This is a genomic window from Pseudorhodoferax aquiterrae (assembly GCF_014652235.1).
Taxonomy (GTDB): domain Bacteria; phylum Pseudomonadota; class Gammaproteobacteria; order Burkholderiales; family Burkholderiaceae_C; genus Pseudorhodoferax; species Pseudorhodoferax aquiterrae.
Genome location: NZ_BMYK01000056.1, coordinates 1 through 10790, shown reverse-complemented (window position 1 = coordinate 10790; position 10790 = coordinate 1). Strand labels below are relative to the sequence as shown.

General features: G+C 61.0%; 9 protein-coding genes. 2 read left to right on the top strand and 7 right to left on the bottom strand.

Features of this window, described 5'->3' with window-relative positions:
* Positions 1–155: 155 nt before the first annotated feature.
* The 7 genes from IE209_RS33075 to IE209_RS33045 form a co-directional block, all read right to left on the bottom strand.
* Positions 156–809: a YkgJ family cysteine cluster protein gene (locus tag IE209_RS33075; protein ID WP_189691113.1), complete on the bottom strand. Its 654-nt coding sequence runs from the start codon at positions 807–809 to the stop codon at positions 156–158.
* Positions 809–1279, bottom strand: a complete 471-nt coding sequence (locus IE209_RS33070) for a hypothetical protein (RefSeq protein WP_189691112.1) — start codon at positions 1277–1279, stop codon at positions 809–811. The genes IE209_RS33075 and IE209_RS33070 overlap by 1 nt, the downstream gene beginning before the upstream one ends.
* 493 nt (positions 1280–1772) lie before the next feature.
* Positions 1773–2861, bottom strand: coding sequence for a hypothetical protein (locus tag IE209_RS33065; protein ID WP_189691111.1), 1089 nt, complete (start codon positions 2859–2861; stop codon positions 1773–1775).
* Between the two features lie 274 nt (positions 2862–3135).
* Positions 3136–3432: a type II toxin-antitoxin system RelE/ParE family toxin gene (locus IE209_RS33060; RefSeq protein ID WP_189691110.1), complete on the bottom strand. Its 297-nt coding sequence runs from the start codon at positions 3430–3432 to the stop codon at positions 3136–3138.
* On the bottom strand, positions 3420–3692 hold the full coding sequence (locus IE209_RS33055; protein WP_189691109.1) for a CopG family ribbon-helix-helix protein: 273 nt from the start codon (positions 3690–3692) through the stop codon (positions 3420–3422). Before IE209_RS33055 ends, IE209_RS33060 begins: the two co-directional genes overlap by 13 nt.
* A 128-nt stretch (positions 3693–3820) precedes the next feature.
* On the bottom strand, positions 3821–4840 hold the full coding sequence (locus IE209_RS33050; RefSeq protein ID WP_189691108.1) for a tyrosine-type recombinase/integrase: 1020 nt from the start codon (positions 4838–4840) through the stop codon (positions 3821–3823).
* A gap of 361 nt (positions 4841–5201) precedes the next feature.
* Complete coding sequence (locus IE209_RS33045; RefSeq protein WP_189691107.1) at positions 5202–6560, bottom strand: replication initiation protein; 1359 nt, start codon at positions 6558–6560, stop codon at positions 5202–5204.
* 594 nt (positions 6561–7154) lie between these two features.
* On the opposite strand from IE209_RS33045, the gene IE209_RS33040 reads away from it, so the two are divergent.
* On the top strand, positions 7155–8309 hold the full coding sequence (locus IE209_RS33040; RefSeq protein WP_229883182.1) for an AAA family ATPase: 1155 nt from the start codon (positions 7155–7157) through the stop codon (positions 8307–8309).
* Positions 8310–8846: 537 nt separating this feature from the next.
* Positions 8847–9959 (top strand): ParB/RepB/Spo0J family partition protein, encoded by a 1113-nt coding sequence (locus IE209_RS33035; RefSeq protein WP_189691105.1) that lies wholly within the window; start codon positions 8847–8849, stop codon positions 9957–9959.
* The last annotated feature ends 831 nt before the right edge of the window (positions 9960–10790 follow it).

The window sequence follows — 10790 nt, the reverse complement described above, 5'->3', positions numbered from 1 at the left end:
TGCTAGCTTTTCGTACCGTCACTTATTGCACTGAAAACGAGGAGACCCCAACCAGCAAGTCCACGCGGCAAAGCCGATCTGGGAGCTTGCGCACGACCGCATCGCACCAGACTGGCTCTACTCGCGTGCCATGAACGGCATCCCGGATTTCATTGCTATGGGTTCAGGGACAAGGCAGTAGGGAAGAAGTCGCGGATGTCCGCCAACGCAGACCCGGCCTGGGCCATCAGGTACAGCGTCTTGAATTGGTCGCTGTTCGCGTAGGGAACAGGCACCGCCTGACCAGGGATCAGCCTGCACAACAGCGCATCGTCGTCCAGGTTGAGGAGCAATCGACATGCCACGGGGCGTACCACGTAGATGCTGCAAGCGTCGTCGACCAGAAACGGGCAAGGCGAGCTTTCGGTTCGCGCGCTGATCGACTGCACCTCGAAGACCGCCTGCTTCAAGTCCCGCAAGGACGGCAGATGAACCGCCTTGTGCGGCTGTGCTGGCTTGACGCCGACGCGGCGGCCAATCGCCGCTGCCTCCACTGCGGAGATGGTCACCGAGATGTGGCAGCAGTGCGTGCAGCCCTTGCGACAGGCCGCGACCTTCTCGATGGGCTTGGCCCATGCGGATGCCGCGCGCTGTAGCCATAGCACCCGCTGCGAGGCGGTCGAGGCCTTCTGCGCCGCCTTGACGAGATGATTGGCTTCCCGGTTTGGCTGAACCGTCCGGACTTTGTGGTGCGCGCGCTCCACCGCGATAGGCAGACGCTCCTGCACGTCGTGCGGGAGCTTGGACACATCAACGTCGTCTGCAGTCATCAACGCACTTCGGTCGATGCCGGTTGGGCGCGCGCTTGGTCGCTTCCCCGCCCAGAGCTATCAGCGCTGGCCATCTGCGAGGCCAGCAGGGGTGCTGCAAGAAAGCTCGCTGGCGCAAACGCGTCCATCGTCCTGTCGGTTAGCGCCCAAAAGACGAGCGGATTGCTCACCACCTGGAACGGCTCGCCTTCGTACTGCATGCCGAGCGCATGAGTGGACACGATGCCATGCGGCACCCGCGGATCGTCGCCCAGCCACATGCGGGCGCGCAGATCGATGCGACGGCCGTCCTCCAGCTCGATCCAGCAGTGCGGCACGATCTGGCCAACGCCCTCGATGGCAAGACGACCGGCCATCGGGGTGTGGCGAATGCCGTCCCGCTGCAGGAGGTTGGAGATGACGCGCGTCATCCCGTCGCACTCCAAACGAAGCGCATCAAGCGAAGCAAGCCAGCGGATCTCCTCATGCATGTGGCCATTGTCCCCGAGGCCGCGATGGCGCGGGTGCCATGCTCGCCAGTGAGGACGGGTGGTCTGCTCCAGCTCCATCTGCAAGCGGCACCTACACGGCATGGAAGCGGCCCACGCCCGCGCACAGTCAACAACGTGGTCCCTGCTGGGTAGTCGTGTAGCGGACCCATCGCGAGATTGCGAGAGGCCCGCCGAGGATGGTGTCCACCGCACTGCGTGCATACGATGCAGGTTCCCGAGCAGGTCATGGCGCGCTCGCTTGGTCGGACCGGATCGGAGATTCATTGCGGTTAGCTGCCACCATCGGTCCAGTCCCGCACCGCCGATGGCAGTACGAGCCTCGGTCTCTTCATCGCGGCGCAGATTGCGAAAGCACATGGCGGGGAGATGAGGGGCACGTCCTTGGAAGACGGTGGAACGATGTTCCTCGCGTCGTTGAAGGCGTGACGGCGTCGTGTCCTTCGCTGAGTAGCCTGCAGTTCAGATTGGCGGCTCAGAAGCCGTAGCGCCGATCGGCCCAGTTGCGAAGTACACGGTAGTCGTGCTCGGGCAGCACGATCAGGCCGCCCTCGGCGGCTTCGAGCACGCGCTCGCCGGCGCCGTCGTGCACGCGGTTGCCATGGAGCATGTAGAAGAACCAAGCGAACGGGACCTCCACGCGCCGGTCGATCGTCTGCAGCTTGCTAAACAGCCCATACACATCGCCGCTGCGAGCGTTCACCTCGGCCAGCTTCTGGCTGAAGGTCCACAGCGGCACAACGCTGAGGTAGCGCGTGCGTGAGCTCGGATCGGTCCAGTCGCTGAACTGGAGCAACCAGTGCTCGCAGAACCTTGCACCGGCTCGGCCGGCGCTGCTCGCGCGCCAGTCGTCGAATAGCCGCCGGGTCTTGCTGCGAAAGCGCTCGAACCCGGGATCGAGGTCGGCATGCGACTGCGTCTTCTTGGACCCGTCTCCCAGCGTGACCACGTACTCGCGTGCCCGGAGGTTGGCGCGCTGCTGCTCTTCCAGCTGTTCCGCCAGGTCCACGAACTTGGCCACATCGATGACACGGCGCAGTTCGTAGCGCACGCTGATGGGCGTTCGCTGGTCCTCGCCGACCGCCTCACCTTCGGCGAAGTCGACCAGGTCCCGCAGCGTACGCGGTTCGTCGAAGTAATACCCGCGGAACAGCGCGCACTGCACGCGGTCGTCGCACAGATCGACGTCGACCTGCAGGAAGTCCGCCTGGTCCTCCCCTCCCCGATCGCAGGCCAGGTGCAAGCGTGTGATGTCGCAGCGACTGAGGCGGTAGCCTTGCTGAGACAGCCGCGCATAGGTCACCTTGGCGTTGCCGCCATCGACACGCAGCTGCTCCTCAAGCCATGCTTCATGGTCTTCGTGCTCCACCGATCCGTCTGGACGCACGACCTTGCGACGCTGCATGTAGATGCTGCCGTCGCCGCCACGCGTCGCGCGCAAGGTGGTGCCTTCCAGAGCCGGAAAGCGAGCCAGCGTCTGCACAAGCTGCGCATGCCGTAGGTCTGGTCGGCACTTCGCGACCGACTCCTCGAGTCCGGGCAAGATCAAGCTGTATTCGTTCATCGTCCTCTTTGCCGACTGGGGTGTCGAAAAGTCCAGCGTGGTTGGTTTAGGTAGTCCGCACCGCGTGCGAAGGTTAGCTACGTTGGCATCAATCTTCGAGCCGAGGGCTTTGTCGTCGACGCGCGAGCCGGGTTCTTCTAGGGGCTACCTCAGGATCACGACGCGTGCGCCCTGGCCCAATCGCTATCACCCCAATTGCCGCCGAGTCGCAGAGTGAGCGCTAACCGGGGCGGTGCTTGGAGGCCAATCCCTCCACGTGCTCCCTGCACGAGCATCAGTACCCCGCTTCCTTCTGATGTTTGAACGCCAGGATATACACGGCGCCCTTGGACGCGTCATGCCGGTACAAGGCCACGTAGCCCGAGTCACCGAACTGGATCACGAGTTCACGCAGCAACTCCGGGGCCTGCGGCAGCGGCCGGCCGATGTCTGGGGCGCGCTCCAGGAGTTGGAATTGCTGGGCGATGGTCTGGCCGGCCCGCCTCGCCGCGTCGGGCGCCTTGGCCGCCAGGAAGCGCCTGCACCGCTCCAAGCCTCGCGCGGCCCCCTCCGTGACGATCACTCGTGGCATTCAGGCGCCGGCCCTTCCTTCTCAGTGCCCCAGGAGCCAAGCCAGGCGCGCGTCTCCTCGCCGGTCAGATGCCGGCCGGTGGCTTGGTACTCCTCCCACGAGGCTTGCGCTTCCTGAACGAAGGCCTCGCGCTGCTCTTCGCGGGTCACGTACTGCTCGATGGCTTCGAGCATGATCCAGTGCGCCGAACGACGCCGCAGCCCGGCGAGGTGCTGCACACGGCTCTTCAGCGCATCATCGATTTTGAGAGACGTTGCCATGGTGATCCTTATCACTCGGTAATACTTGGTGATACTTTAGCCGTTAAAGTCGTGCTCGTCCATCTAGACTGCCGCTCTTCGTGCCGTTACAGCTGGTCCTGGTCTAACACATCGGCGCCAGCCAGCACTTAGACAACATCCCACGCAGCAGAGAAAACGACGCGGTGGTATCGGGCCATCTCGGCGACCTCGACCCCAAGCCACGCGGCCACGATCGCATCTGCCTGGCCTCGCCGAAGCTGGCGAAGCGCGAACGTGTGCCGCAGCCGAAAGGAGCCGCCCTTCTCCAGTGATGGATCAAGACCCGATCCTCGCATCACGAGCTTGATGGCCTGGTACAGCGACACGTGGGTCCAAGGCTTGCCAGTGCGGGTAGATGGCAGCAGGTTGGTTCCAGGAATGCCCTCCTGGATTCGCACCTGAAGCCAATATTGGAGAAGCTGGCCAGCCCACGGCGCAATCGGTGTTTCGCGCGCCCCCCCTGCCCTGCCGGCGGCCACCCGAACCTTCCACGGAACATCTTTCGTCCGCCCGCCAGCGACAACGACGTCGGCGAGCTGCGCCGCCCGCACCTCCCCGGGCGTAAGCCCTGCGCCCAGCATGAGCGCGACGGCCGTCCTGTTGCGCAGATCCTGCCAGGTCTGAACCGCTGGGCGGGTTTGTCTTGGACGCGCGGCGGAGAGATAGGTGACGAGCGAAGCCGCCTCTTCCGCCGAAAGGTACTGAGGGAGAGGATCTTTGTCGGCCGCATTGGCATACCGCCACTCTTCCTGGTCTTGAAGAACCTGGGCGGCCACGGACTCGTATGGACGACCTTCGCTTCTTGCGAAGTGAGCAAGCACTTTCTCGATCAAGTCAAGCAGTCGCCACACATAGCGCGGTGACAGTGCTTCAGATGCGTTGTGCGAAGAAGGCTTGGTCGCGAACAGACGAACGTCAGCCCGAGTAACTGCGGACAAGCGAATCGGGGGCTCCTGCCCAATGCACCAGCGGCAGAAGATCTGCCACATGGCGCGATACAGGTCTAAGGATGCAGCGGTCGCCTTGATGCCGGTTGCCTGCTTCGACGTGAGCCAACTGTCAAAAGCCCCGTCGAACTCCGCGAGCAGGCCAGGAGGAGATGGCTCAGTTTCAAAGAGGTCGACCATAAATGAATTAACAGCAAGCCAAACTATAACAGACCAGATGTCCCTAGAAACAGCTCCCGTGCTGTTAATTCATTTTTCGCGCTGCCCAGCCTACTGCACGGTCACCGCCCTCTGTCCAGGCATTGGATCTTCCCGAGCGCTCGCCACGCAGCGCCGCCGTACCCTTCATCCGGAGCTAGCACTGTGGCCAGGTCCAGAAGTTGGCCGGCGTCGGCTTGTCCAGCCTGACACCGAACGTAGCCTCCCCCGCCGATCTGAGCATCAAGTGCCGTCCATGGAAAGTTGCCGACGTTCGGTACGGGCCACTCGAGGATCGACTGAAGTCGTTAAGTGCAGCTATTGAGGTCGGGGAATAGGTTTGCTAGATGCCCGCGACACCTTTGGCAAGAGCGAACTCGAGAAGTGCTTTGTCTGTGGCTTCTTCCGGCCAGGTTTGAGCAGCCAGCCATCGATGAAAAGTGGTGCCCGCAACTCGGCTGGCCGGACCATCCCGACGCCATGCTCGCGCGATCGGGTGAGCAAGCCCCTCCAGCTGCGTTTGCTCGAAGGTGGAGCGCCAGTGAGTCTGCTGATCTTCAGGCATTTCCATGAACATCTCACGCGCCCGCTTCATCCGGTCGTTCTCCCAGAGTTCACGCAGGCGACGCATGCGTTCCGCATCGCTTTGAACGACGGCAGGCGGTGTGCCTTGGACCGGCTGTGCAATCTCTAGGGGTGTAGAGGCCTTGACGGTGGAGTAGCCCTTTTTCAAGGCATCCTTGAAATATGCGGCGGGCGACTGAATCGCGGGAAGCGATGTGCTTTTCAGGCGTTGATGCACGTGATCCAGCGTAGCTCTGAGCTGGCCTTCGTCTGTGGTTGCGTAGATGTCCTGCGCTTCATCCTGTTTGACGCCTAGCTGGATGAGTCGACCGACGAGTTCAAGGTCGAAGACGTTCCGGTGGCTATTGTCGACCTCGCCAATCCTTTGCTGGACGCGCGGGAGGACCCTGAATTGGATTTCCTCGATCTTGCGGCCTTGCTTGTGCTCGATGAGCTCCAGGCTGAAGTCCTCGCATAGGGCTTCGACTTCGGCCAATGCCTTGCTGATGACATCTCGCTTGAGGAAGCGATAGTCCACTTCCGTGATGTCACTGCGACCCGTCAGCACGGCGGCCCACCAAACGACGTCTTCGCGCATCGTGAGCCGCCCTGGCGAAGTCAAGTATCGCGCGCCGATCTCATAAAGAACGGCTGCCGAGTAACTACGCATCTGGCCGCTGATCTCGAGCAGCACGCGGGTGTACTGATGTGGGCGAACAAGCCGCTCCTTGATCTCTTCTGGGTATCGCCAGGTGACGATGGTTGAGCGCCCCCTGCCCTGCTCTTCAATGGTGACAGTCCCAAGAAGCTGTGATGAAACCCAGCGCTTCTGACCCATAGCGCTGGTTGACCATTCGATCGTCGTCGCCTGCATATCGCGGAGGTGTGACTTCAGTAGCTCTGTGTTGTTGGAGTTGAAGCGTGCATCGCCGATCAGCTCGCTCAATGCCAGCGTATAGACCGGTTCATCTACACCTTGGCGTTGGGAATGGTAGAGAAGCGCGTTGTAGATGCGGCGCGACAGCAGGGTGAGCTTGCCGCGCTTAGGCCGAATCGCGATGGCTTCGTTGGCCTTCGCGAGTGCCTGCTCGTCCGCGGGCTTCGGAGGTGGCTTTCGTGGACGAGGCGGGGCTTCCATGCATGTCATTGTGAACGACGGAGTGCATCTTCTGCGAGAAGTGTGAAAGAGTCAATTCACACAAGGAAGTTTGCTGTGCCTTGGTAGGTTGAAGAACCTTTGAATACCCTTGAATACATTGGCGTTCTGGAATGTTCTTATAGGACAACAAGTTAGCGCTACTCGTGTGAGACCCGTTGGGATTTATTGTGAGATCCGATGGGGTTTAACGTGAGACCTGGTGGGGTCCTTTGCTCTCTACTGTGAGCGTTACTGGGATTTCGTGTGAGTGGATATGAGGTATCGAGACCAGATGTCATCGATCTGGGCTCATATGTCTGCGGATTTGGTCGACTTGTGACCCTCACGACACGTTTCTCAAGCGCGCTCAAAGAGCGAAGTGGCCATTCGCGGGGCTGATCCCCAAAAGCTCTCACACTTGCGCCGACCACTTCTTGATCGCTTCCGAAACTTAACATTGATTCGACGGATTTCCATAGAATCAGCGAAATCCGTTGAAACCACTGTTAGGCGATGGCAACTTCCACACCCCCCTCTTCTGGAAACCTGGTTTCCACCTCTCCTCTTCCGGCTGCAGCGAGGCCTCTCATCGACATGGCTCGCATCGCAACTTTGGCCACGCGTGCTGGTTCGATGGTGGAACAGATACGCGCCAGGTTGCTTGCGCCCGAGGCTCGGAAAGTGTCGCCAAAGTACAGCACTGCGCAGCTCGCGAGTCTGTGTGGAGTGGACAAGGCACATGTGGCTTATCGGCTCACCAAAGAAGACTTGCCTGCCGGGAAGCTTACACCCACCGGCGGGAAGCGGAACTTTGAGCTGCCGGAGTTGCGAGCATGGACCAGAACGTATCGGGCGGACAAGATGAGGCCCGCCGGGAAGCGAGCAATCACGATCGCGGTCGGCAACTTCAAAGGCGGCGTGGCCAAGACAACGACTTCGATGGTGCTTGCGCAGGGTCTGAGTATGCGCGGGCATCGGGTCTTGGCGATCGACTGTGATCCCCAGGGTTCTCTGACAACGCTACACGGAATCTTGCCTGAGGCAGAGGTGGACGCCGACATGACCGTGGCACCCTTGTGCGAGGGGACTGAGGCTGACATCCAGTACGCGATTCGCTCTACCTACTGGGACGGCCTGGATCTTGTGGCGGCAGCTCCGTTCCTCTTCTCAGCTGAGTTCGCCCTGCCCTCCCGTCAGATGCGGGAAAAGGACATCGAGTTCTGGAACGTGCTGAATGCTGGCCTAGAGAGCGTGCGCGACATCTACGACGTGATCATCATCGACACGCCCCCTTCCCTTTCCTACGTCACCATCAACGCCTTGTGGGCTGCCAATGGCATCGTGGTGCCTGTTCCCCCAAGCGGGCTCGACTTTGCGTCTTCTGCCCAATTCTGGGCCCTTCTTGCGGATCTGGGTGGCAATCTGGAAGCTCAGACCGCAGCAGAGCGCAGGAAGAACTTCGACTTCCTTCATGTGCTACTTAGCCGTGTGGATGCTGCAGATCCAGCGATGCCTGCGGTCCGGCAGTGGATTCAATCTACCTATGGGGAATTCACGTTGCCGGTCGAGATCCCGAAGACCAGCGTGACCAGCAACACTGCTGCTGAATTCGCGACGATCTACGACGTGCAGAAGTACGAGGGTTCCGCAAAGACCTATAAGAGAGCCGCGGATGCATATGACGCGTTTGTCGATCTGGTGGAGCAGTCGGTAGTTGGAGCATGGGCAGACGCTCCGGCGGGGCAATAGTGATGGGTGGAAACCAGGTTTCCAGCCAGCGGTCAGGGTCTCCGCTCGGTGGATCGTTCTCGCAGAAGCAGCGCCGGTGGAAACCTGGTTTCCACGCGGCGGGCAGTTCTTTCCCGGACTCGCCGAAGTTGTGTTTGTCCAAGAAGGTCCTTTCATACAAGAGAGTCGTTGAGCTTGAGACGATTCCTGAAGAAATGCGGCGTAGTCCGCGTAGCAGGGCGTTGGTCCTTACGGGCGAATCGAGTGCAAGAGCGCCGTTCCAAATGCCGGCGAGGCTGTTCGCCGGATTCAGCCGGATCATGGTGTCGCTTCATCAATGGAAACCTGGTTTCCACGACGTGACGGCGAGGGTGCGCCGGAGTGGCGCCATCAAGCATGGCTGCATGCCGTCACGCCGCAAACACTGTGGGCCTGCTGTTCTCGCAAGCCTTCTGTTCCGGAACCGAGTAACCCCCAAAGAACTTGACCGTTGCCAAGACCGCAGCTACGTCAAGCTAGATGTAGTTAGCGACCTGTCGTCATTTAGGAGAGAGAAGTATGGCCAGCACCCGTAAGCGCTTGGCGGATCTCACAGCGGACTTGAAGCTGCCGGACGAGGTTCCTGCCGCAAAGGAGAGGGCGGTCCCTCTCGCCGTAGGCAGCGAACTGCCTCCGGCGGCACCTCCCAGACCGCTGGAAACCAAGTTTCCACAGGCTCGTACTGGGCCGGGTATGCCTCGAACTGGCCCGGGGCAAATGTTGGCCTTCCGTGGCCAGATGCTAGAAGTCGAAGGAGAGCTGACCAGCCTGCGGGAGAAGTTGAGTCGGTTCGAAGATTCGATGCCTACTAAGCGACTTTCCCCACAAAAAGTCCGGCCTAGCCGTTGGGCAAACCGCCACGAGGAGTCGTTCAATGCTCCCGCATTCGTCAGCTTCAAAGACGAGATTTCGAAAGCGGGCGGGAACGTCCAGCCGATCCTCGTTCGTCCAGTGGCGGATATAGAAGGGGAGTTCGAAATCGTCTTCGGACACAGGCGTCATCGTGCCTGTTTGGAGCTTGGCATCCCTGTGCTGTCCATGATCTGGGAGGGCGGGCTCAATGACCTCGAGCTGTTCACTGCGATGGACAGGGAGAACCGTGAACGCGCCGATCTGTCTCCTTTCGAGCAAGGGCAGATGTACCAGCGCGCCCTTGATGAGGGGCTGTTCCCTTCCCAGCGCCAGTTGGCAGAGCAGTTAGGAGTTAGCCATACTTGGGTGCGCAAGGCGTTGATGGTGGCTCAGCTGCCTCCTGCTGTCGTTGAGTGCTTCCGAAGTCCCTTGGAGATCTCGCATCGCCACGGCGAGAAGCTAACCGCTGCGCTGGATGCAGATCGCCGGCTTGTACTGAAGCGCGCCGAGAAACTTCGGGGGCAGGGCAGTTCTGCGGGCCATGTGGTCGACCGCCTGCTTGATGTGGCAAAGACTGCACAAAAGGACGTTCGACGGGAGCTGCGTTCAGAGGGGAAAAAGCTCGGTCACGCATCACGTGACGCCAGCGGAGCGATCAAGCTTGATCTACTGCCTACTGCGCTGCTCCCCGACGCGAGGGAAGCGCTGTTAGCAGCGATCGGCCGGACCCTGGATGAGCTCTCTGAGTCGGATCTCGCAAGCTCCAGCTCCGAAAAGTGAGGTTCTTTGGGAATTGAGCGACGCGAATGGACCTTAGCCGCGGCTCGGGCCACATGCGCGCCAAGCCGCCTTGATTCACAACACGGTGTTCGCCGCGCAACTCTCCTGAAGGCCACCTTTCTAGGTGGCCTTTTCGTTTCTGCCCAGCAGGGCAACCCCACAGAGCGCGCCCATTTGCCAATTTGGGTGCGGATGCACTGCCCGCCATGGCGGAGGAGCGCGGCGTCAAGGTGCACTACAACGCGGGTGCCGACAAGCTCCGCGAAGCGTTGCGCCAGGCGCAGGCAGGAACTTTCTCGGGGTCACCATCACGCGCACCAAGGCGATGAGCTCGGTGGGTGGCGCCTGGCGGAACGCGTGGCGAACGATCGTCGGGCATAGGAACATCTAGGAGAAGCAGTCGGACCTGCTCACCTATCCGACGCCGCACGCCTTGCATCAACCGCATTGCGTCGGACATCGGGAGGCTGAGCTGCTGGCCAGGTCAGGTTGATCCAATCCTATGAGCTTTCTAGCGATACAACAGCACTCCCGTGCCGCCACGAGGTGGGTGCACGTCCGTTCGCCAGCGCGCAGCGCTTTGGAGGCGAAGTTCGCCACATGAGCCACCAGATCGAGCCCTACGGCCCCTTGACGCGAATCCAAGGGGTGGGGCAGGGCGGGGCGTCTTCTGCCCTTCGCGGGCCTTCAAAGACTCCGGGCCGGCGGCGCAGTGACAGGACTGGGGCCTTGACTTCGACTTGCGCTTCCAAGCCCAAAAAAGGTCGACATCGCCAATCGAGGGGTCTCCTCGTTTTCAGTGCAATAAGTGACGGTACGCAAAGCTAGCAC

What these genes read in the sequence shown, in the direction of transcription:
- IE209_RS33045 (WP_189691107.1), bottom strand. Translation starts at nt 6,560, where the DNA reads ATGGAAGCCCCGCCTCGTCCACGAAAGCCACCTCCGAAGCCCGCGGAC.
- IE209_RS33055 (WP_189691109.1), bottom strand. Translation starts at nt 3,692, where the DNA reads ATGGCAACGTCTCTCAAAATCGATGATGCGCTGAAGAGCCGTGTGCAG.
- IE209_RS33070 (WP_189691112.1), bottom strand. Translation starts at nt 1,279, where the DNA reads ATGCATGAGGAGATCCGCTGGCTTGCTTCGCTTGATGCGCTTCGTTTG.
- IE209_RS33060 (WP_189691110.1), bottom strand. Translation starts at nt 3,432, where the DNA reads ATGCCACGAGTGATCGTCACGGAGGGGGCCGCGCGAGGCTTGGAGCGG.
- IE209_RS33075 (WP_189691113.1), bottom strand. Translation starts at nt 809, where the DNA reads ATGACTGCAGACGACGTTGATGTGTCCAAGCTCCCGCACGACGTGCAG.
- IE209_RS33035 (WP_189691105.1), top strand. Translation starts at nt 8,847, where the DNA reads ATGGCCAGCACCCGTAAGCGCTTGGCGGATCTCACAGCGGACTTGAAG.
- IE209_RS33050 (WP_189691108.1), bottom strand. Translation starts at nt 4,840, where the DNA reads ATGGTCGACCTCTTTGAAACTGAGCCATCTCCTCCTGGCCTGCTCGCG.
- IE209_RS33065 (WP_189691111.1), bottom strand. Translation starts at nt 2,861, where the DNA reads ATGAACGAATACAGCTTGATCTTGCCCGGACTCGAGGAGTCGGTCGCG.
- IE209_RS33040 (WP_229883182.1), top strand. Translation starts at nt 7,155, where the DNA reads ATGGCTCGCATCGCAACTTTGGCCACGCGTGCTGGTTCGATGGTGGAA.